The following is a 21,172-nucleotide window of genomic DNA, read 5'->3' on the forward strand; positions in this document are numbered from 1 at the left end:
TAGCCTTTTCCGCAGGGAGGATCTGACATGACCGAAACCACACGAAAACCGCTCAGCGGGCTTGATTCGCTGCGGGCGATGCTGGCCGGCAAAGGCCGCGCTCCGGCCATCTCGGCGACGCTGAACTTCAAGGCGGTTGCGGTCGAGGAGGGCGTTGTCACCTTCACCGGCACCCCGCTTGAGGCCTTCACCAATCCCATCGGCACCGTGCATGGCGGCTGGTATGGTGCGATCCTCGACAGTTGCATGGCCTGCGCGGTCTTCAGCAAACTGCCCGCAGGCACCGGCTACACCACGCTTGAGTACAAGGTGAACATCATCCGCCCAATTCCGTTGGGCACCGAGGTGACAGCCACCGGCACCGCCCAGCACGTCGGCCGTTCAACCGGCGTCGCGGTGGGAGAGATTCGCGGCGTTGATGGCCGTCTCTATGCCACCGGATCGACCACCTGCATCGTCATGTCGCAAGGCTAGCCCAGCGCCCCCGGTTCAGGCCAGTTGGCCCTGCGTCGGATAGGTGCCGCGCGCGATGGCGCTGTCGTGCAGCCGCTCCGACGGGTCGGCCCCGACAACGCGCGGTTTGCGCAGCAGGAACAGCTTGGAAATGCCGCGCCATTGCCCCAGCGAGGGCGCATCGACATCCAGCACGAAGCGGTCGCGCCAGCCTGCAGGCAGCGCAAGCTGGCGCAGCTCGGCCTGCCCCAGCATCCAGACCAGCGGAATATTGGCCAAGGGGCGCGCCGCCTCGAATCCGCCAAGCTGCCCTCCGACATCACCGTGCGTGCCCGCGAACCAGACCTGCTCCAGCCGCCCGGCCCAATGCGGATCGCTTTCCCACATCACCGGCGCATAGACCTGCCGCGTCTCCTCCAGCGCCAGCGCGTGAAAGCCCGATTTGACGCAGGACGACAGCGCGTGGTTGTGAAAGCCGTGCCGGTTTTCGGCCAGTTTCCACACAAAAGGCAGCCGCAGCCCCAGCGATTTCACCGTATCAAAGGCGCCAATCATCTCGATCTCGACCGACGCATGGCAATAGCCACTGGCAAAGCGGTCGATCACCGTCTGGTCATAGCATTCCTGATAGAGCCGATAGGCCTGACGCACATTACGCTCGGTCGCCTGCGGCGCGCGCAGCAGCCCGATCCGGTCGATGATCCCGGCGAGCGAGCGTGCCGCATAGGCGCCGCGCGAATAACCGAACAGAAACACCCGGTCGCCGGGACGATAGCGCGAGGCAAGATGCCCATAGGCGCGCTGGATCTGGCGGTTGATGCCGCGCCCCAGCAGCACATCCATCGTGCTGCGCCAACTGGTCCACTGGATGCCCGCCTCGTAATAGACGCTCATCCCCGCCCCGGCCTTTTCGCCCACCAGCTTGTAGATCAGACCGGCGTTCGTCTCCTGCCCGAAATCGAGCGAGGACATCGTGCCGTCGAGGATGATCACATGGTTGACGCTGCCGCGCTGCGGGCGCGCAGGCACACGTTTGGTGCGGCGCAGCCACTCGGGCCGCGCCTTTGCTATGAACCGCTTAAGCCGCCCGGTTCGCATTGTCCCGATCCGTTTTCTGTAGCAGCGCCCAGACGCGGCCCGGCGTGAAGGGCATGTCAGCCCGTGTCACGCCGCGTGTCGCCAGCGCATCCATCACCGCATTCGCCGCCGCCGCCATCGAGCCGACAGTCCCGGCCTCGCCACAGCCCTTCATCCCCATCGGGTTGGCCGTCGAGGGCACGGGCGCCGTATCGAAATCGATCATCGGCACGTCCCCTGCGCGTGGCATGGCGTAATCCATGAAGGACGCGGTCAGCAGCTGGCCGTCCTCATCGTAGGTCACATTCTCCATGAAGGCCTGACCGACGCCCTGCACGACACCGCCATGCACCTGACCTTCGGCCAGCACCGGGTTAATCATATTGCCGAAATCATCAACCACCGTGTACCGTTCCAGCGTCACGGCGCCCGTGTCAGGATCAACCTCAACCTCGGCGACATGGGCCCCGTTGGGATAGGAGCGCCCGGGCAGCGTTGCCTTTTCTTCCTGCACCAGCAGTTCGGCCCGCCCATCCTCGCGCGCCATTTCGGCGACGTCGAGCATGGTTGGCGCGGCGTTGCTGCCCTTGATGCGGAAACTCTCGTCGTCAAAGCTGACGTCCTCAACCTTGACGCCCATCTTCTCGGCGACAAAGCCGGTAAACACCTCGACCAGAGTCTTGACCACCGCCAGCGTCGCGTTGCTCTGCGTCGTGACCGAGCGCGAACCGCCCGTGCCGCCGCCGGTCGCAATCCGGTCGCTGTCGCCCTGAATGACGCGAATCATCTCCATCGGGATGCCGGTCTGATCGGCGAGGAAACGGGCATAGACCGTCTCGTGACCCTGACCGTTGGATTGTGTCCCGACATAGATGTTCACCGTCCCATCCGCATTGAATTCGACCTTCGCCGTTTCAGAAGGATCGCCCAGGATGCTTTCGATATAGTAACAGAGTCCAATGCCACGCATTTTTCCCGCCGCCTCGGAGGCCGCGCGCCGTTCGGCAAAGCCTGCCCGGTCGGCAATGCCTTCCACCTTGTCCAGCAATCCGTTGAAATCGCCCACGTCGTACAACTCACCTGAGACGGTCTTGTAGGGGAACGCATCAACGGGGATAAAGTTCTTGCGCCGCAGCTCCCACGGATCAACTTTCAGGGCGCGGGCGGCGTAATCCATCGTGCGCTCCAGCAGATAGATCGCCTCGGGGCGGCCCGCACCGCGATAAGCGTCGGTCGGGGTGGTGTTGGTGTAGTAGCCCTCGGACTCCAGCAGCGCCGTCTTGATGTCATAGACGCCGGTCAGCACCCGCCCGAACAGAAAGCTCTGGATCAGCTGCCCGAAGTTGGAGTTGTAGGCGCCAAGGTTATAGCGCGTCTTCACGTGATAGCCGGTGATCTTGAAGTCTTCGTCAAATCCCATGGCGACCTCATGCACGAGGTCACGCGCGCCGTTGTCGCTCAGCATCGATTCCGTGCGATCGGCGATCCAGCGCACCGGGCGCCCCAGCTCACGCGACGCGAAAGCGCAGAGGGCATATTCGGGATAGAGCTTGGCCTTCATGCCGAAACCGCCACCGACATCGGGGTGCGTCACGCGCACGTCCTCCTCGGGCAGGTTCAGCAGACGCGCCAGTTCCTTGCGTGGCCCCCAGACGCCCTGCCCGCCAAAGGACAGGTGCATCCGCGCGCCGTCCCATTCAGCGAAACAGCCGCGCGGCTCCATCGAGACGACCATGACGCGGTTGTCGGTCACTTCGGTGCGCACCACATGGGCCGAGCCCGCCAGCGCCGCCTCGATCCCATCCTCGTCGCCCAGCGCAAAGTCCACGCCACGGTTGCCCGGCACATCGTCATGCACATCGGCATTGCCCGCACCGGGGATAACCTCGACCTCCAGATCATCGTAATCCAGCTCGATCATCTCGGCGGCGTCGCGCGCGGCGGTCAGGCTCTCGGCGATGATCAGCGCCACGGCCTCACCGACAAAGCGCAGCTTGCCCTCGGCCAGCAGCGGATAGCGCGGGCTCTTGCCCTTGCCACCATCGCGCGTGCCGACCAGCACCGCCGACAGGCCTTCGGTCAGACCCGCCGCCTTCAGATCCTCGACGCTGGCGACCATATGCACGCCCTCGGCCTCGCGCGCGGCGTCCAGATCCAGCGTGGTGATCGTGGCATGGGCCACGGGCGAGCGGAGCAGATAAGCAAACAGCGCCCCCTTGGGCGTGATGTCATCGACATAGCCCCCGGTGCCCGACACCAGCCGCACATCCTCGACCCGTTTCACTGGCTGACTGCGTCCGAACTTTTCCATGACTGGTGCTCCCCTTGTTCCGGTTTTGGCCGCGCTTTGCGTCGGGCCTGATCTCATCGCAGGCGACACTACCCCCTGACCCGCCACTGTCCAGAGGGGCGGCGTCACTTCCTCTTGTCCGGCCCCGTCTCAGTGCCAAAAATCGCGCGCAATGCGCAGAGGCCGCCCGCCTCTTCCCCTTTGCGCCCCAATTCGTTATTTCCTGCGCAAAGGCCCGGGGCATCCCGGGCCCCCCTCCTGTCAAAGACGGCGGCCCATCGCGGGGCGCGAACACGGAAAGACCGACCATGGCCATGGAAAAGACCTTCGACGCCGCCGAGGCGGAAAGCCGCATCTACGCCGCATGGGAAGCCGCAGGGGCCTTCAAGGCCGGTGCCAACGCCAAACCCGGCGCCGAGACGTTCAGCATCATGATCCCGCCGCCCAACGTCACCGGCGCGCTGCATGTGGGCCACGCCTTCAACAACACGCTGCAGGACATCCTGACGCGCTGGCACCGCATGCAGGGGCACGACACCCTCTGGCAGCCGGGCCAGGACCACGCCGGGATCGCCACCCAGCTGCAGGTCGAGAAAATGCTGGCCGCCCAAGGCCTGCCGCCCCGCCGTGACATGAGCCGCGAAGATTTCCTCGCCAAGGTCTGGGAATGGAAGGGCCAGTACGGCCACACCATCGTCGAGCAGCTCAAACGCCTCGGCTCCTCCTGTGACTGGTCGCGCAACGCCTTCACCATGGCCGGCGCCCCCGGTGATCAGCGCACCGGCCACGAGAATTCGCCCAACTTCCACGATGCCGTGATCCGCGTCTTCGTCGACATGTACAACAAGGGCCTGATCTATCGCGGCAAGCGTCTGGTCAACTGGGACCCGCACTTTGAAACCGCCATCTCGGATCTTGAGGTCGAGAACACCGAAACCCCCGGTTTCATGTGGCATTTCAAGTACAAGCTCGCCGGTGGCGAGACCTACACCTATGTCGAAAAGGACGAGGACGGCGAGGTCCTGTTCTCCGAGGATCGCGATTACATCTCCATCGCCACCACCCGCCCCGAAACGATGCTGGGCGACGGCGCTGTCGCCGTGCACCCCGATGACGCGCGCTATGCGCCCATCGTCGGCAAGATGGTGCATCTGCCGCTTTGCGACCGCCTGATCCCCATCGTGACGGACGAATACCCCGAGATGGACTTCGGCTCGGGTGCGGTGAAGATCACCGGCGCGCATGATTTCAACGACTATCAGGTCGCCAAACGCGCCAATCTGCCGATGTACCGCCTGCTCGACACCCGCGGCGCGATGCGCTCGGACGGCGAGGATTACGAGACCTGCGTCCACCGCGCCCGCGAAATCGCCGCCGGTGCCGAGGCGAGCGAGATGGAGATCGACTCCCTCAACCTCGTCCCCGAAAAGTACCGCGGTCTGGATCGCTACGAGGCCCGCAAGCTTGTGGTCGAGGATATCACCGCCGCCGGCCTCGCCGTCATGGTGCCGCAGAACGACGAACGCCTCGGCCACAACGCCGTGCCCCCCATCGCCTCGGAAGAAGGCGGAGAAGAGCCCGAGCTGCAGCTGGTTGCGCTGGTCGAACCCAAGATGATCATGCAGCCCTTCGGTGACCGCTCCAAGGTGGTGATCGAGCCGATGCTGACCGACCAGTGGTTCGTCGACACCGACCAGATCGTGCAACCCGCACTGGACGCGGTGCGGTCTGGCCGCACGAAAATCATGCCGGAATCGGGCGAGAAGACCTATTTCCACTGGCTTGAGAACATCGAGCCCTGGTGCATCTCGCGCCAGCTCTGGTGGGGCCACCAGATCCCGGTGTGGTTCGACGAGGACGGCAAGCAATACTGCGCCGCCTCCGAGGCCGAGGCGCAGGCCATGGCCCCCGGCAAGGTGCTGACCCGCGACCCCGACGTCCTCGACACCTGGTTCTCCTCCGGCCTCTGGCCGATCGGCACCCTCGGCTGGCCAAACTGGGACGAGAGCACCTCGAAATACTTCCCGACCTCGACGCTGATCACCGGCGAGGACATCCTGTTCTTCTGGGTCGCCCGGATGATGATGATGCAACTTGCCGTCGTCGACGACATCCCCTTCGACACCGTCTATCTGCACCAGCTGGTGCGCGACGAGAAGGGCAAGAAGATGTCGAAAACCACCGGCAACGTCATCGACCCGCTGGTGATCGTCGATGAATACGGCGCCGACGCGCTGCGCATGACCAATGCCTCCATGGCGGCCATCGGCGGCGTGCTGAAGCTGTCGGAAGAGCGCATCAAGGGCTACCGCAACTTCGGCACCAAGCTCTGGAACGCCACCCGCTTCGCCGAGATGAACGGCGTCTACGAGGCCGGCGCGCCCTCCTCCGAGATCCCGGTCGCCACCGCCACGGTCAACAAGTGGATCATCGGCGAAACCGCCCGCATCCGCGAAACGGTGGATACCGCCCTTGCGGCCTACAAGTTCAACGACGCCGCCCTCGGCCTCTATGCCTTCGTCTGGGGCAAGGTCTGCGACTGGTATGTCGAGCTTGCCAAACCCCTGCTGTTCGATGAAGCCCCCGAACGGGCCGAGACGCAGAAGGTCATGGGCTGGGTGATCGACCAATGCCTGATCATGCTGCACCCCATCATGCCCTTCATCACCGAAGAGCTCTGGGGCACCACTGCGCCGCGTTCCAAGATGCTGGTGCACGCCGACTGGCCGACCTACACGACCGACCTCATCGACGCAGATGCCGACCGGGAAATGAACTGGGTCGTGGCGCTGATCGAAGACATCCGCTCGGCCCGCGCGCAAATGCACGTTCCCGCCGGTCTGCAGGTGCCCCTGGTCGTCACCGGCATGGACGAGGCCGCCACCACCGCCTGGAGCCGCAATGAGGCGCTGATCACCAAGCTCGCCCGCATCGACACGCTGACGACGGTGACCGAGATGCCCAAAGGCACGATCACCATCCCCGCCGACGGCGCCACCTTCGGCCTGCCGCTGGCCGACATCATCGACGTCGCCGAAGAAAAGACCCGGCTCGAGAAATCCCTGGCCAAGCTCGCCAAGGAAATCAACGGCATGGCCGGCCGCCTGAAGAACCCCAAGTTCGTCGAAAGCGCGCCTGACGAGGTGGTCGAGGAAACCCGCGCCAACCTCGCCGCCCGTCAGGACGAGGAAGAAAAGCTCAAGGCCGCCCTGGCCCGGATGCAGGAACTCGGCTGAGGCGACCGGCTCAAATGAAATCGGGACGCGCGCATGGTGCGGGCGTCCCGAAGCCTCCGGCGGGGATATTTGAAACAGGGAAACACACAGGTGGCGCCAGCTTCCCTGTCCCTGTCCTAAAGGGCTAGCGCCCTTCGTCAGGATCCGCCTGTCCGATACCTTTGAAGACAAACTTGAACGGCAGCGCCCAGACGATCCCCAGAGCGACATAGATCAGCAGCTCCAGCCAGATCGGCGGCCGCCCCAGCATCCCCATGATCGTCACCGCCACAACGATATAGAGCGGCAAGCCGATCACCAGAATGACCAGCGACCAACGTCTGCGCGCCTTGTAACTCAACGCCATCTCAGCCTCCCCCAAATGAAATTCCTAAAACGAACGGGCGCTCCTACAGAACGCCCGCTTCATGTTTCCCTGTCTACAAATATCCCGGGTGAATTGCGCCTCAGGCGCAAGAGGGCAGAGCCCTCCTGCACCCTTGGTCGTCAATCCGCGAAGGGGTCCGTCACCAGGATCGTGTCTTCGCGCTCCGGGCTGGTCGAGAGCAGGGCGACCGGGCAGTCGATCAGCTCTTCGACGCGACGGACGTACTTGATCGCATTGGCCGGAAGCTCCGCCCAGCTGCGCGCGCCCTCGGTGGATTCGCTCCAGCCCGGCATCTCTTCGTAAATCGGGACACAGCGGGCCTGCAGCTCGGCCGCCGTCGGCAGATACTCCAGCCGTTCGCCGTCGAGGTCATAGGCGACGCAGATCTTCAGCGTCTCAAAGCCGTCGAGCACATCCAGCTTGGTCAGCGCGATGCCGTTCATGCCGGAGGTCGCGCAGGTCTGGCGCAGCAGCGCCGCGTCGAACCAGCCGCAGCGGCGCTTGCGCCCCGTCACGGTGCCGAACTCGCGGCCCCGCTCGCCCAGACGCTGACCATCGTCGTCAAGCAGCTCGGTCGGGAACGGGCCTTCGCCGACGCGGGTGGTATAGGCCTTGACGATGCCGAGCACGAAATCGATCGCGCCCGGGCCCATGCCGACGCCCGTGGCCGCCTGCCCGGCGATCACGTTGGACGAGGTGACAAAGGGATAGGTGCCGAAATCGATGTCCAGCAGCGCGCCCTGGGCGCCCTCGAACAGGATCCGTTTGCCGGCCTTGCGCTTTTCGTTGAGCACCTTCCACACCGGCGCCGCATACTGCAGCACTTCGGGCGCGATCTCTTTCAGCTTGGTGAGCAGCGCGTCGCGGTCGACTTCCTCGATCCCCAGACCACGGCGCAGAGCGTTATGGTGCTCCAGCGCGCGGTCGACGCGGGTTTCCAGCGTCTTTTCGTCCGCCAGATCGGCGACGCGAACAGAGCGGCGGCCCACCTTGTCTTCATAGGCCGGGCCAATGCCGCGTCCTGTGGTGCCGATCTTGGTGCCCTTGCTGGCGGCTTCTTCACGGGCGCGGTCCAGCTCTCCGTGGATCGGCAGGATCAGCGGTGTGTTTTCCGCGACCATCAGCGTCTCGGGCGTGATCTCGACACCCTGTTCGCGGATCTTGGCGATCTCGCTGATCAGGTGCCAGGGGTCCAGCACGACGCCATTGCCGATCACCGACAGCTTGCCGCCGCGCACAACGCCAGACGGCAGCGCGTTCAGCTTGTACACCTTGCCATCGATGACCAGTGTATGGCCCGCGTTATGGCCGCCCTGAAAGCGCGCGATGACATCAGCGCGCTCGCTGAGCCAATCCACGATCTTGCCTTTCCCCTCGTCGCCCCACTGGGCGCCGACAACGACGACATTGGCCATATCCGGTCCTTTCGGTTCTGGTCGGTATTGGTCTGAAACTTATCTGCCCGCCTGCAAACCGCCCAAAGCGGCGCAAATTGACTGGCAAACCCGCGCCCGTATATCGAAGGGCACACACATGCGAAACCGAAATCTCGGCCCTCCATGGCCAACCAGCCCCCGATCCGGCGCCTTTTTACCGCTCATCGCGTCAAAGAGGAGCCCACCCGGCGTCCCTCTGCCTGTCACAGAGGGCGGCGCACCACCCTTTCGGCTTGCGACCTTGGCCAAGCTGTCCTAGAAACCGCCCATCCTGCACCAAGCAGCCGCTCAAGTTCGTATAGGTCCAGTATGGAAAACGTCGTCCTCATCATCCACCTGATCCTGGCGCTCGCGCTGATCGGCGTGGTCCTGTTGCAACGCTCCGAAGGCGGCGGCCTCGGTATGGGCGGCGGCGGCGGTGGCGGTGCGATCTCCGGTCGTGCAGCCGCAACGGCCATGGCCAAGTTCACCTGGATCGCCGCGGGCCTGTTCATCTGCACCTCGCTGGCGCTGACGATCATCGCCGCCGAGAAATCCGCAGGCTCCTCGGTCCTCGACCGTCTTGGCACCGTCAGCGCCCCTGCGGCCAGCGACACCGTGCCCACCGATACGGCCCCTGCCGGATCGCTGCTGCCGCCCCCGGCGGGCAGCTCGGACGGCAACGCGCTGACCCCCTCCGCCGACTAAGCGGACACCGACTACGAGACCGACGCGGCCCGGACCCCCGGGCCGTTTCCCGTTTCGCCTGATTTGCATGGTCCGGGCGCCGTTTCGCGCCCTCCCCGCACCACCAGACACCAACAACACCTTGAGGGAAGCCCACCCCTCAAGGGCAGCATCTTGCGGAGCCATTGCCGAATGGCTCCGAATCTGTTATCGGTCAAATCCCGTGATGCTGCGGCCTTTCAGGCCGCTTTTGGGCATTGTTATTTGCGCTTTCGCGCCGACCACTCACGGGAGCCTGATCCATGGCACGGTATATCTTCATCACGGGCGGCGTCGTGTCGTCCCTGGGTAAAGGCTTGGCATCCGCAGCCCTTGGCGCTCTGCTTCAGGCACGCGGCTTTTCTGTCCGCCTGCGCAAGCTCGACCCCTATCTCAACGTCGATCCGGGCACGATGTCGCCCTTTGAACACGGCGAGGTTTTCGTCACCGATGATGGTGCTGAAACCGATCTCGACCTTGGCCACTACGAACGCTTCACCGGCGTTGCGGCCCGCATGACCGATTCCATTTCCTCTGGCCGGGTCTATTCCAACGTGCTGGAGAAGGAGCGTCGTGGCGACTACCTCGGCAAGACCATCCAGGTCGTCCCCCACGTCACCAACGAGATCAAGGATTTCCTCCACATCGGTGACGATGAGGTCGACTTCATGCTCTGTGAAATCGGCGGCACCGTTGGCGACATCGAAGGCCTGCCCTTCTTCGAGGCGATCCGCCAGTTCAGCCACGACAAGCCGCGCGGCGAATGTATCTTCATGCACCTCACCCTGCTGCCCTATCTGGCCGCGTCCGGTGAGCTTAAGACCAAGCCGACCCAGCACTCCGTCAAGGAACTGCAGAGCATCGGCATCGCGCCCGATATCCTCGTCTGCCGGTCCGAACAGCCGATCCCCGAAAAAGAGCGCGAGAAGATCGCCCTCTTCTGCAACGTCCGCAAGGAAGCCGTCGTTGCCGCCTATGATCTGAAATCGATCTACGAGGCGCCCCTCGCCTATCACCGCGAAGGTCTCGATCAGGCGGTGTTGGACGCGTTCCAGATTTCCCCCGCGCCGAAACCCGACCTCACGGTCTGGCAGGACGTGCAGGACCGGATCTATCACACCGACGGTCAGGTCAATATCGCCATCGTCGGCAAGTACACGCAGCTTGAAGACGCCTACAAGTCGATCAAGGAAGCGCTGATCCACGGTGGCATGGCCAACCGGATCAAGGTCAACGTCCGTTGGGTCGATGCCGAGATCTTCGATCACGACGATGCGGCCGACCACCTTGAGGGCTTCCATGCCATCCTCGTGCCCGGCGGCTTTGGCGAACGCGGCACCGAAGGCAAGATCAAGGCGGCCGAGTTCGCGCGCACCCGCAAGATCCCCTACCTCGGGATCTGTCTGGGCATGCAGATGGCGGTCATCGAGGCGGCGCGTAACCTCGCGCACATCGAAACCGCCGGCTCTGAGGAGTTCGACCACGAAGCGGGCCAGAAACGCTTTGAGCCGGTCGTCTATCACCTCAAGGAATGGGTGCAGGGCAACCACGCGATCAAGCGCAAGGTCGGCGACGACAAGGGCGGCACCATGCGCCTTGGCGCCTATGACGCGACGCTGAAAGACGGCTCCAAAGTGGCCGAGATCTACGGCTCCACCGCGATCGAGGAACGTCACCGTCACCGCTATGAGGTCGACGTGAAATACCGCGAGCAGCTGGAAACCTGTGGCCTGACCTTCTCCGGCATGTCCCCCGATGGCAAACTGCCCGAGATCGTCGAGATCGCGGACCATCCGTGGTTCATTGGCGTCCAGTTCCACCCCGAGCTGAAGTCGAAACCCTTCGCGCCGCACCCCCTGTTCAAGGACTTCGTGCGCGCCGCCAAGGACATCTCGCGTCTGGTCTGATCCGGCCTCACACAGCACCATCCGAAAAAGCCCCGACCCGTTCGGGGCTTTTTCACGTTTATGTGACTCACGGGTGGAACCTTAGCGCCCGATCCCTCGTTGTATGACTGACAGAACAACAGAGCGGGGATGCTCCCCACTCTCAGTCAAAGCAAACTTTAGGAGAGCGGATATGAACTCGATTATTTACCTCGTCGGCCTGGTTGTCATCGTCCTTGCGATCGTCGGCTTCGTGCTCTGATCTGAGCCACCATGCCGTGCCATGAGGACACCCGTTGTCCGGGCACCAGATGAGGGCACCTCCCGAGGGCCCATACCACGGGCTTCTCCCGCCCCGACAGAACCGGCAACGTCCCCTTCCCTCGGCGTTCGCCGGTTTTGTTGTATCCGGCTCCCCGACAGGCCCCTCCGGTTGAGGACGCAGCGTCACAAACCGCCACCGCGTTGTTTTCCCTCAGACATCGTCAAAAATCAGCTTATGATTGCAGCGACAGGCGCAGCACAGTCACAGCGCGAACCGCGATCCGACCGCCCCAGCGCCAGAGTCATACTAAAACCCGCACGACACGTCCCACCCCCGGCCCCCTCAATCAGGAAAGACCGTCATGAGTTCTGCTCTCTACCTCGCCGGTCTGATCGTTATTGTTCTGGTCATCGTGAACGTCGTCACCTGATCACCCTAGCTGCAGTGCGGCTCTGTCCCTCCGCCTCCGATCCAGCGACAGCCCACGCGCATCACGCCCCGGGACGGACCACGCGCAACTGAACAGTTCATGAACTTACCGCTGCGACACCATAGAAATAGATCGCAATAGCTACGCCAAACGTTTAACAATGTTTGCGCAAATGCCCGCAGCAGCGGGCCAGACCCCCTTTTCAGGGAAAGGCGCAAAACGGTGGCTGACATTCGTCTCTCGGACGATCTGAATTACGACATGCTGTTCAAGAACCTTCCCGCGCCCTGTCTGGTGCTGGATCGCAATATGCACATCATCACGGCCACACAGAAATACCTCGAAACCGTGCAGCGCCCCCTGGCCGAGATCGTCGGACGCTATGCCTTCGACGTCTTCCCCGAAAGCGGCGAGCGGCTGAAGCTCTTCAAGGATGCCGTGAACCTCGCGCTTGCCGGCGAGGAGAACACGCTGGTCAAGGTGCCCTACGCCGTGCCCGCCACCGCCCCCGATGGCACCCAAACCATGCGCGAGATCTGGTGGACCTGTCATCACAAGCCGGTCTTTGATGCCAACGGCAAAGTGCTCTGCGTGATCCAGAACGCGCAGGACGTGACCCAGCAGGTCAAGGCGGAAAAGCTCAAGGATGCCATCGCAGCGGAACTGCAGCACCGCGTCGGCAATATCCTCGGGCTGGTCTCCGTCATCGCGCGCCGCACCGCCGGCACGTCGGAAAACCTCACCGACTTCCTCAAGAAGTTCGACGGCCGTGTGCAGGCCCTGTCGCGCACCCATTCCTATCTGACCGGCACCAACTGGGATCGCATGACCATCGAAAAGATCGTCTCGCGTCAGCTGGCCGATTACTTTGAGCTCGACGGCGAACAGATCACCCTGGTCGGCGGCGATATCGCCCTCAACCCAGCCGAGGCGCAGATCCTCACCCTCGCCATTCACGAGCTGACGACCAACTCGGTGAAATACGGCGCGCTGAAGACGCCTCAGGGGCGGCTGAACGTGGCCTGGCGCCGCGTCGGCCCCTCGGGCTATGATCTGGAATGGCGCGAGGACGGCATCGAAGCCGTGGTGCCGAAAGGCGGCCAGAAGGGCTTCGGCTCGCTGATCCTGGACGAGATCGTGCCCGCACAGCTTCAGGCCAAATCGCAGCGCGATCTTGGGGCCTCGTCGTTCCACTATCACCTCTCGGTCCCCGAACGCGCCATTCCCGCCTGAGGCCGCGCTGCGCCGTTAACGTTTGCGTCGGGCGGCTCTGACGCACCGCCCGGATACCGTTCAGATACCGACCGAATACCGACATGCCGATTTCGCCGTTTTGCCTCGTTAACCCGGCGAAATTGTCCCCGCTGAGCGAAATGCAAAAAGGGCCGCCCCCAGCAGGGGACGGCCCTTTCGCTTGGTCAGAAACGGCGGCGTCAGACCTTGTCGCGGCCCATCGCCAGCACACAGAGCAGCGTGATCACGGCGGCGATCAGCATGTAATACCCGACATAGGCCATGCCATAACTCGCCTGCAGATAGGTCGCGATATAGGGCGCCAGCGAGGCCCCGACGATACCGGCAAAGTTGAACGCCAGCGAGGATCCGGTATAGCGCACCGCCGTCGGAAAGGGCGCCGCAAGAGCCGCCCCGATGACGCCATAGGTCACGCCCATCAGCATCATGGCGATGGTGACAAAGCCATAAACGCCCGCCAGGCTGCCCGACAGCAGCGGGTCCAGCAGGAACGAGAAGACGGCAATCGCGACCGTCACCCCCACCAACACGGTATAGCGGCTGACGCGGTCGGCGACCTTGCCGGCCAGCGGGATGAAGACACCAAAGACAATCGCACCCCAAAGCTGCACATGCAGCGCCTGCGTCAGCGACATCTGAAGGACTTTTACGTTATAGCTCAACAGGTAAGCGGTGCCGATGTAGAACAGCACGAAGGTCGCCAGCGCCACGAAAGTGCCCAGGAACAGGCTGCGTTTATGGGTGCGGAACACCTCGATGAAGGGCACCGAGACGCGCTCTTCCTTGTCCATCGCCTTCTGAAACGCGGTGGTTTCGGCCAGCGACAGACGCACCCAGAGGCCGATCACGATCAGCACGATCGAGCCGAGGAACGGGATCCGCCAGCCCCAGGCCAGCAGGTCTTCGCGGCTCATGAAGGTCAGCAGCACGGTGAACAGACCCGACGACAGGAACAGCCCGATCGGCGCGCCCAGTTGCGGGAACATGCCGTACCAGCTTTTCTTGCCCTCCGGTGCGTTCTCGGTCGCGATCAGCACCGCGCCGCCCCATTCGCCGCCAAGGCCAAAGCCCTGCCCGAACCGGCACAACGCCAGCAGCGCCGGGGCGGCCACGCCGATGCTGGCATAGGTCGGCAGCATGCCGATGATGACGGTGGAAACACCCATGGTCAGCAGCGCCGCCACCAGCGTCGCCTTGCGCCCGACCCGGTCGCCAAAGTGGCCAAACACCACCGCCCCAAGAGGGCGCGCAAAGAACGCAATCGAGAAGGTCGCGAAGCTGGCCAGCAGCGCGGTCGTGGCATCCTCACCGGGGAAAAACAGGCTCGGGAACACCAGAACGGCGGCGGTCGCATAGACGTAAAAGTCAAAGAATTCAATGGTCGTGCCAATCAGACTGGCCAGCAGCACGCGGCTTGGCTTGTTCAATGGCGTCGTGTGGTCCGCCGGGCTCGCGGCGGGTCTGGTCGTCTGTGTCATGTCATTCGTCCGGTTGATTTCGGCTGCGGTCAGGGGGGCTGGCGCAAGGGTCGAAAAGGCGCTCTGGCAAGCCCGGCCGCTGGGTTTGGCGGGCCTAACGCAACAAAGATGCGCCCGAAAGGTGATTATTGAAATTTTAGGTGATCGCATGACGGGTTTGACGAAATTGCATGGCTTTTCGCCCCGCGCCCTGTCAGGCTGACCTGGCATAAAATCGTTACATCCCGATGCCATACACCGCCGGTACGCCGCCCCCGCGCGCGCTCCCTCTCCCTGCCTCCAAGGACGCCCCATGCCTGCTGACGATTACGCCCCCTCCGAAGACTGGCTTGAGGCCGAGTTGCGCGACACCCTCGACGAGGACTTCGAGATCGAGCTGGAAGACGCCATCCTGTCGATGAAGATCCGCGAAATCTACAACAAGGCGCATCCCCCCTCGCTGCCGAGCGCGGATTACTTCCGCACCCTGCTGCGGCTGCAGGCTGAGCTGATCAAGCTGCAGGACTGGGTCGTGCACCACAAGGAAAAGGTCGTCGTGATCTTCGAGGGCCGCGACAGCGCCGGCAAGGGCGGCGTCATCAAGCGGATCGCGCAGCGCTTGAACCCACGCGTCGTACGCACCGTCGCCCTGCCCGCGCCGTCGGACCGCGAAAAGACCCAGTGGTACTTCCAGCGCTACGTCCCCCACCTGCCCGCCGGTGGCGAGATCGTGCTGTTCGACCGCTCCTGGTACAACCGCGCCGGGGTCGAGCGGGTGATGGGCTTTGCCTCCGAACCCGAGGTTGAACAGTTCTTCGATGACGTCCCGGAATTTGAACGGATGCTGGTCCGCTCCGGCATCCGCGTGGTGAAATACTGGTTCTCGATCACCGACGAGGAACAGCAGATGCGCTTTCTGATGCGCATCCATGACCCGCTGAAACAGTGGAAACTTTCGCCCATGGACCTGCAAAGCCGCGTCCGCTGGGAACAATACACCAAGGCCAAGGAAGAGATGTTCGCCCGCACCAATATCGACGAGGCGCCCTGGTACATCGTGCCCGGCAACGACAAGAAGCGCGCCCGCCTGAACTGCATGGACCACCTGCTGACGCTGTTCCCCTACACCGACGTCCCGCATGAGGAGGTCGCCCTGCCCAACCGCGTCTACAAGGGCGATTACGAACGCGCAGTGCTGCCGCCCGACCTCTACGTGCCGTCGAAATACTGACCCGCCTCCGGACCGGGCGCAAATACGTGAACGGCCGGGCATCATTCTTCATTGGCGGCGCGTCCTGCGCCGCCTATATCATTTCTTATGTTTGCAGATTTCCTCAACCGCCTCATCGCGCCGCAGCCCGATCCCCTGAACGACGGGGATGCCCGGCTGGCGCTTTCTGCCCTCATGGTGCGCGTGGCGCGCTCTGACGGCGTATATGACAAGGCGGAGCGGTCGATGATCGCGCGCCTCCTGTCGCAGCGCTACGCGCTTTCCACGCAAGAGTGCGAAGCCCTGCTGCAAGATGCTGAAACGCTTGAGACTCAGGCCCCCGACACCGTGCGCTTCACCCGCGCCATCAAGGATGCGGTCCCCTACGAGAACCGTCTCTCGGTGGTCGAATCCCTGTGGAAAGTCGTCCTCGTCGATGGCGAACGCGAGGCCGAGGAAGACGCCGTCCTGCGCCTTGTCAGCAACCTGCTGGGCATCTCCGACCCCGAAAGCGCCCGCGCCCGTCAGGCCGCCCAGAGCGACGCCGGGTGAGCTGATGGGCGCGCCTGCCAGCGCAAACGGCCCCTCCATTGCGGCCTTTCCGATGTATGACCGGCCCGAAACCGCGCCGATCTATGACAGGCTCTGGCAGGCCACCCGCGACGCCCTTGGTCACGGGCCCGCCACGCTGACGCGCGGGCCGGACCTCTGGGACATCTGGCAAAGCCCTGATCTGCTGATCGCGCAGACCTGTGGCCTGCCATTCCGGTCCCGCCTCAAGGGCCACGTGACCCTGATCGGCACCCCCGATCCCGGCCTCCCCGACCTCGCCCCCGGCCAGTATCAAAGCCTAATCGTGGTGCACCGAGACGCCCCCGCCCGCCGCTTTGCCGACCTTGCCGGCCAGCGCTTTGCCTATAACGAGGCGCTGTCGCAATCCGGCTGGGCCGCTCTGGCCGCCCATGCCGCGCAGCGCAACACCCCCCTCGGCCCGCTGCTGCAGACCGGCAGCCACACCGCCTCGGCCCGCGCCGTCGCCGAAGGCCGCGCCGCAGCCGCCTCGCTCGACCGCGTCACATGGCAGCTGCTTGCCGCGTTTGAGCCCTTCGCCAGGGACTTGCGCATCCTCGAGCAGACCGAGCCGACCCCGGCTCTGCCGTTTATCACCGCCCTCGGGCGCGATCCTGCGCCACTGCGCGCGGCCCTCTCCCGCGGGCTTGCGGCGCTCTCCCCAGACGAACGCGCCCTGATCGGCTTCACCCGCCTGATCGCGACCAAAGGCGCCGATTATTTCGCCATTCCGCTACCACCCACGCCCCCACAAGGCGGACTAACGCAAAGTCAGAGCTGAAAGCGGTTGCGAAGCTGTTGATTTCCGCCCAAATCTGCGCCCTACTGACGCGAACGCAAAACCGGAAATACCCCCTCACGTGAGCCAAAACCCACCCGTCATAGAGATCCGCGACCTGCACAAAGCCTATGGTGCGCTGGAGGTCCTCAAGGGCGTGTCGATGCGCGCCGCGCGCGGTGACGTGATTTCCCTCATCGGCTCCTCCGGATCGGGTAAATCCACCCTGCTGCGCTGCGCAAACCTGCTGGAACACAGCCAGCAGGGCGATATCCTGTTCAAGGGCGAAGCGGTGCAGTGGAAAGGCCATGGCAGCCACCGCCGCCCCGGCAATCCCAAGCAGGTGCTGCGCATCCGCACGAACCTGTCGATGGTGTTTCAGCAGTTCAACCTCTGGTCCCACATGACCATCCTGCAGAACGTCATGGAGGCCCCGATCACCGTGCTCGGCCGCCCCCGCGAAGAGGTTGAGCCGAAGGCCCGCGCCTATCTCGCCAAGGTCGGCATCGCCGACAAGGCCGATGCCTGGCCCGCCCAGCTCTCGGGCGGTCAGCAACAGCGCGCCGCCATCGCCCGCGCCCTCTGCATGGAACCCGAAGCGCTGCTGTTTGACGAACCGACCTCCGCCCTCGACCCCGAGCTGGAGCAGGAGGTCGTCAAGGTCATCAAGGCCCTCGCGGCCGAGGGGCGCACCATGCTGCTGGTCACCCACGACATGCGCCTTGCCGCCGATGTCTCGGATCACGTCGTCTTCCTGCATCAGGGCAACCTGATCGAGGAAGGCCCCCCCTCCGCGATCTTCGGCAGCCCGCAAACCGAACGCCTGCAACAATTCCTCAGCGCGACCCAAACCGCCTGACAGCCTTTCGCCCCCGACACGCGGGGCCAATCCGGGCGGGACCAACCCGCTCACACTGAAAATATGGGAGATATTACATGAACAAACTCATCCTCAGCACCGCCCTTCTGGCCCTCACCGCCGGTGGCGCCTTCGCCGCCGACACCATCCGCATGGGCACCGAGGGCGCCTACCCTCCGTACAACTTCATCGACGACAACGGCGAAGTCGCAGGCTTTGAGCGTGAGCTTGGCGATGAACTCTGCACCCGCGCCGAGCTGACCTGCACCTGGGTCACCAACGACTGGGATTCGATCATCCCCAACCTAGTGTCGGGCAACTACGACACCATCATGGCCGGAATGTCGATCACCGCAGAGCGCCGTGAAGTCATCGAGTTCACCCAGGATTACTACCCCCCCACCGCCTCGATCTACCTCGCGCCCGAAGCCGGCATCGATCTGACAGGCGCCGTCGTTGCCGCCCAGACCGGCACCATTCAGGCAGGCCACGTTGCGACCACCGGCGCCACCCTGCTGGAATTCGCCACCGGGGATGAAACCATCGCCGCCGTCAAGAACGGCGAGGCTGACGCCGTCTTCGCCGATCAGGACTTCCTGCTGCCCTACACCGAAGATGGCTCGCTGGTCGTCGTTGGCGATCCGGTGCCGCTGGGCGAAGGCATCGGCATGGGCCTGCGCAAAAGCGACGCCGAGCTGAAAGCCAAATTCGACACCGCCATCACTGCGATGAAGGAAGACGGCACGCTGAACACCCTGCTCAAGAAGTACTTCGGCGACGAAACCTCGATCTATTGATGCACCTGTGCAGGGCCGCCCGGCCCTGCACGCCCCCCTCATGCTCAGCCAGACACCCCATATTCCACACGGTACCATAGCGCCCGCATCGCTCCGGCGCCCCGTTGGCGCGCGCGTGACGCCCCCGGGTCTTCTTCTTGCCGACAATATTCCGGGGGAGCGCCGTCAGGCGCGGGGGCAGCGCCCCCTCCTGCCCCTGCCGAGCACGCCGAGGCTGCCTGATGTTTGACTTCTGCGCCGATCCGGCCCTGCTCGACACCTTCCCCTGGATGGCCTGCTACCTCACGACCGGCAAACAGATGATGTTCTACGAGAGCTTTCTCGTCGTCATCGCCCTGCTCGCCGTGACCGCCCCCATTGCGCTTGCCGTCGGCTTCGGCGGCGCTCTGGCGCGGCGCTCGGCAATTGCCCCCCTGCGCTGGTTCGGCATCGGCTATACCTCGATCGTGCGCGGCGTACCCGACATCGCCTTCTTTCTCTTCGTGCCGCTCGCCCTCGATCAGGGGCTTGAGTATGTGCGCCACAAGGTCAAATGCCCGGACTGGGACATGCCGATCCGTCAGGGCAACGATTTCGTGGTCTGCGCCGCCGCCAAACTGCCGCAATCCAGCGCCCCCGCCATGGTGCACGATCTCTACGCCATCGCCCTCGCCATCGCCGCCTATGCCTTCGTCTTCGGCGCCTTCGCGGCCTTCGTGCTCTCTGGCGCGATGAATGCCGTCCCGCGGGCACAGCTTGAAACCGCCGAGGCCTATGGCCTGTCGCGCCGCCAGATCACCTGGCGCATCCTCGTACCGCAGATGTGGGTCTATGCGCTGCCCGGCCTGTCGAACCTGTGGATGGTGCTGATCAAGGCCACGCCGCTGCTGTTCCTGCTCGGCATCACCGATATCGTCTACTGGGCGCGCGAGCTCGGCGGCATGAAGACCTCCGCCTATGCCTATGCGCATGGCGACTGGCGGCTGTGGTACTTCCTGGCGCTGCTGGTGTTCTACCTCGGCATGACCAAACTGTCCGAAATCGCGTTCGAGCGTCTCAGCCAGCGCCTGTCGCGCGGTCAGGCGACACTCGCCGGCATGTCTCAGGCCAAATCATGACGGGGGTCCGGAGATGAGCTGCATCGACGTCATCCAGACCTACGGTCTGCGCTCCATCGGCCTCGGTGAACGCCTGTTGCCGCGCAGCGACTTCACGCTCTGCGATCAGTTCGTGCTGATCGGCTCGGGGATGCTGTGGAACCTCTACTTCGGCATTGCCGCGCTGTTCTTCGGCTTTTTCGCCTCGATCGCACTGGCCTGCGCGCGCAACGTGCCCAACCGCTTCATCCGCAAGCCCGCCGACTGGTTCATCTTCGTCTTCCGGGGCTCGCCGCTGTTCATCCAGTTCTTCCTGTTTTACCAGGCCTTCACCCTGCTGCCGCGCGAAGGCCTGTCGCTGAACCTCGGGATCGTCACGCTCACTGCTGACACCAGCTGGCTGACCCGCGCCTGGGCCGGGGCGCTGATCGTGCTGTTCCTCAACACCACCGCCTACGCGGGCGAGATCTTCTATGGCGCTCTGCGCTCGGTCCCCAAGGGCGATCTTGAAGCCGCTGATGCCTATGGCTTTTCCGGCTGGAAGAAATTCCGCCACATCACCTTTCCGACCATGCTGCGCCTCGGCTGGCCCGCCTACACGAACGAGGCGATCTTCCTGTTCCACGCCACCACCCTGGTCTATTTCAGCTCGTTCCCAGCGCGCCAGCAGAACGGAGACGCGCTCTATTACGCCAAGTATTTCGCCGACAAGACCTTCAACCCCTTCATCCCCTATCCGATCCTGGCGATGTATTTCATCCTGCTGACCCTGATGGTGGTGATGATCTACGGGGCAATCTATCGCCGCCTCAACCGGCATTTACCGTCAAATGCAAGACGAAGGCTGCGCCCGCGTATCGCCATGATAAGGTAGGGCATGACTCAGGCCTATCTCTCACCGGACACCACGTCCTCTGCCTATCGCCAGGCACGCCCCCCCTGGGCTGCCTGAGCGCTTCAGATGACGCCCGCGACGCTCGCTTTTTGCTGAGCCCGCGACAAGGTTTCCAGTGTGCCAGACCACCG

17 protein-coding genes are annotated in these 21,172 nt (G+C 63.8%); 12 read left to right on the top strand and 5 right to left on the bottom strand.

Annotated features, from left to right (window positions below; translation table 11 throughout):
- The first annotated feature begins 27 nt into the window (after nt 1–27).
- Complete coding sequence (locus F3W81_RS08595) at nt 28–474, top strand: PaaI family thioesterase (RefSeq protein ID WP_193083180.1); 447 nt, start codon at nt 28–30, stop codon at nt 472–474.
- Between the two features lie 15 nt (nt 475–489).
- Here F3W81_RS08595 and F3W81_RS08600 read toward each other — a convergent pair whose 3' ends face one another.
- Together F3W81_RS08600 and F3W81_RS08605 are read right to left on the bottom strand one after the other, a co-directional pair.
- The gene (locus F3W81_RS08600) at nt 490–1,551 is read right to left on the bottom strand and encodes a DUF2235 domain-containing protein (protein ID WP_193083181.1); all 1,062 of its coding nucleotides are present in this window, start codon (nt 1,549–1,551) and stop codon (nt 490–492) included.
- Nucleotides 1,532–3,841 carry a xanthine dehydrogenase family protein molybdopterin-binding subunit gene (locus F3W81_RS08605; protein ID WP_193083182.1) on the bottom strand — a complete coding sequence of 770 codons (2,310 nt, stop codon included), beginning with the start codon at nt 3,839–3,841 and terminating at the stop codon, nt 1,532–1,534. The genes F3W81_RS08600 and F3W81_RS08605 overlap by 20 nt, the downstream gene beginning before the upstream one ends.
- Nucleotides 3,842–4,128: 287 nt before the next feature.
- On the opposite strand from F3W81_RS08605, the gene F3W81_RS08610 reads away from it, so the two are divergent.
- The gene (locus F3W81_RS08610) at nt 4,129–7,056 is read left to right on the top strand and encodes a valine--tRNA ligase (RefSeq protein WP_193083183.1); all 2,928 of its coding nucleotides are present in this window, start codon (nt 4,129–4,131) and stop codon (nt 7,054–7,056) included.
- A 124-nt stretch (nt 7,057–7,180) separates the two neighbouring features.
- On the opposite strand, the gene F3W81_RS08615 is transcribed toward F3W81_RS08610, so the two are convergent.
- Both F3W81_RS08615 and F3W81_RS08620 read right to left on the bottom strand, forming a co-directional pair.
- Nucleotides 7,181–7,402, bottom strand: coding sequence for a DUF2842 domain-containing protein (locus tag F3W81_RS08615; RefSeq protein WP_193083184.1), 222 nt, complete (start codon nt 7,400–7,402; stop codon nt 7,181–7,183).
- Nucleotides 7,403–7,542: 140 nt separating this feature from the next.
- Nucleotides 7,543–8,838, bottom strand: coding sequence for an adenylosuccinate synthase (locus F3W81_RS08620; RefSeq protein ID WP_193083185.1), 1,296 nt, complete (start codon nt 8,836–8,838; stop codon nt 7,543–7,545).
- Between the two features lie 330 nt (nt 8,839–9,168).
- Here F3W81_RS08620 and secG point away from each other — a divergent pair, with 330 nt between their 5' ends.
- From secG to F3W81_RS08635, 3 genes are all read left to right on the top strand, one after another.
- Nucleotides 9,169–9,546, top strand: a complete 378-nt coding sequence (gene secG / locus F3W81_RS08625) for a preprotein translocase subunit SecG (protein ID WP_193083186.1) — start codon at nt 9,169–9,171, stop codon at nt 9,544–9,546.
- A 281-nt stretch (nt 9,547–9,827) separates the two neighbouring features.
- Nucleotides 9,828–11,471: a CTP synthase gene (locus tag F3W81_RS08630; RefSeq protein ID WP_193083187.1), complete on the top strand. Its 1,644-nt coding sequence runs from the start codon at nt 9,828–9,830 to the stop codon at nt 11,469–11,471.
- A gap of 896 nt (nt 11,472–12,367) precedes the next feature.
- A complete protein-coding gene (locus F3W81_RS08635) occupies nt 12,368–13,378 on the top strand; it encodes an HWE histidine kinase domain-containing protein (protein WP_193083188.1) in 1,011 nt (336 codons plus the stop codon).
- 200 nt (nt 13,379–13,578) lie between these two features.
- On the opposite strand, the gene F3W81_RS08640 is transcribed toward F3W81_RS08635, so the two are convergent.
- Nucleotides 13,579–14,877: an MFS transporter gene (locus tag F3W81_RS08640; RefSeq protein ID WP_193083189.1), complete on the bottom strand. Its 1,299-nt coding sequence runs from the start codon at nt 14,875–14,877 to the stop codon at nt 13,579–13,581.
- A 292-nt stretch (nt 14,878–15,169) separates the two neighbouring features.
- On the opposite strand from F3W81_RS08640, the gene ppk2 reads away from it, so the two are divergent.
- The 7 genes from ppk2 (at nt 15,170) to F3W81_RS08675 (ending at nt 21,020) form a co-directional block, all read left to right on the top strand.
- Nucleotides 15,170–16,087 (top strand): polyphosphate kinase 2, encoded by a 918-nt coding sequence (gene ppk2 / locus F3W81_RS08645; RefSeq protein ID WP_193083190.1) that lies wholly within the window; start codon nt 15,170–15,172, stop codon nt 16,085–16,087.
- 87 nt (nt 16,088–16,174) lie between these two features.
- Nucleotides 16,175–16,618: a tellurite resistance TerB family protein gene (locus F3W81_RS08650; RefSeq protein ID WP_193083191.1), complete on the top strand. Its 444-nt coding sequence runs from the start codon at nt 16,175–16,177 to the stop codon at nt 16,616–16,618.
- 4 nt (nt 16,619–16,622) lie between these two features.
- Nucleotides 16,623–17,417 carry a phosphate/phosphite/phosphonate ABC transporter substrate-binding protein gene (locus F3W81_RS08655; protein WP_193083192.1) on the top strand — a complete coding sequence of 265 codons (795 nt, stop codon included), beginning with the start codon at nt 16,623–16,625 and terminating at the stop codon, nt 17,415–17,417.
- 79 nt (nt 17,418–17,496) lie between these two features.
- On the top strand, nt 17,497–18,273 hold the full coding sequence (locus tag F3W81_RS08660; RefSeq protein ID WP_319022306.1) for an ABC transporter ATP-binding protein: 777 nt from the start codon (nt 17,497–17,499) through the stop codon (nt 18,271–18,273).
- Between the two features lie 77 nt (nt 18,274–18,350).
- Nucleotides 18,351–19,070, top strand: a complete 720-nt coding sequence (locus F3W81_RS08665; RefSeq protein ID WP_193083193.1) for a transporter substrate-binding domain-containing protein — start codon at nt 18,351–18,353, stop codon at nt 19,068–19,070.
- A gap of 221 nt (nt 19,071–19,291) precedes the next feature.
- Nucleotides 19,292–20,167, top strand: a complete 876-nt coding sequence (locus tag F3W81_RS08670) for an ABC transporter permease (RefSeq protein ID WP_193083194.1) — start codon at nt 19,292–19,294, stop codon at nt 20,165–20,167.
- 13 nt (nt 20,168–20,180) lie between these two features.
- Entirely contained in the window at nt 20,181–21,020 is an 840-nt protein-coding gene (locus F3W81_RS08675; RefSeq protein ID WP_193083195.1) for an ABC transporter permease, read from the top strand.
- Nucleotides 21,021–21,172: the final 152 nt, after the last annotated feature.

Source organism: Pseudooceanicola spongiae, assembly GCF_014899185.1.
GTDB lineage: Bacteria > Pseudomonadota > Alphaproteobacteria > Rhodobacterales > Rhodobacteraceae > Pseudooceanicola > Pseudooceanicola spongiae.

Bases quoted from the DNA above. Each gene is read 5' to 3' on its own strand.
- F3W81_RS08665 (WP_193083193.1), top strand. From the start codon at position 18,351: ATGAACAAACTCATCCTCAGCACCGCCCTTCTGGCCCTCACCGCCGGT.
- F3W81_RS08595 (WP_193083180.1), top strand. From the start codon at position 28: ATGACCGAAACCACACGAAAACCGCTCAGCGGGCTTGATTCGCTGCGG.
- F3W81_RS08650 (WP_193083191.1), top strand. From the start codon at position 16,175: ATGTTTGCAGATTTCCTCAACCGCCTCATCGCGCCGCAGCCCGATCCC.
- ppk2 (WP_193083190.1), top strand. From the start codon at position 15,170: ATGCCTGCTGACGATTACGCCCCCTCCGAAGACTGGCTTGAGGCCGAG.
- F3W81_RS08670 (WP_193083194.1), top strand. From the start codon at position 19,292: ATGTTTGACTTCTGCGCCGATCCGGCCCTGCTCGACACCTTCCCCTGG.
- F3W81_RS08600 (WP_193083181.1), bottom strand. From the start codon at position 1,551: ATGCGAACCGGGCGGCTTAAGCGGTTCATAGCAAAGGCGCGGCCCGAG.
- F3W81_RS08640 (WP_193083189.1), bottom strand. From the start codon at position 14,877: ATGACACAGACGACCAGACCCGCCGCGAGCCCGGCGGACCACACGACG.
- F3W81_RS08630 (WP_193083187.1), top strand. From the start codon at position 9,828: ATGGCACGGTATATCTTCATCACGGGCGGCGTCGTGTCGTCCCTGGGT.
- F3W81_RS08675 (WP_193083195.1), top strand. From the start codon at position 20,181: ATGAGCTGCATCGACGTCATCCAGACCTACGGTCTGCGCTCCATCGGC.
- F3W81_RS08620 (WP_193083185.1), bottom strand. From the start codon at position 8,838: ATGGCCAATGTCGTCGTTGTCGGCGCCCAGTGGGGCGACGAGGGGAAA.
- F3W81_RS08610 (WP_193083183.1), top strand. From the start codon at position 4,129: ATGGCCATGGAAAAGACCTTCGACGCCGCCGAGGCGGAAAGCCGCATC.
- F3W81_RS08605 (WP_193083182.1), bottom strand. From the start codon at position 3,841: ATGGAAAAGTTCGGACGCAGTCAGCCAGTGAAACGGGTCGAGGATGTG.
- F3W81_RS08615 (WP_193083184.1), bottom strand. From the start codon at position 7,402: ATGGCGTTGAGTTACAAGGCGCGCAGACGTTGGTCGCTGGTCATTCTG.
- secG (WP_193083186.1), top strand. From the start codon at position 9,169: ATGGAAAACGTCGTCCTCATCATCCACCTGATCCTGGCGCTCGCGCTG.
- F3W81_RS08655 (WP_193083192.1), top strand. From the start codon at position 16,623: ATGGGCGCGCCTGCCAGCGCAAACGGCCCCTCCATTGCGGCCTTTCCG.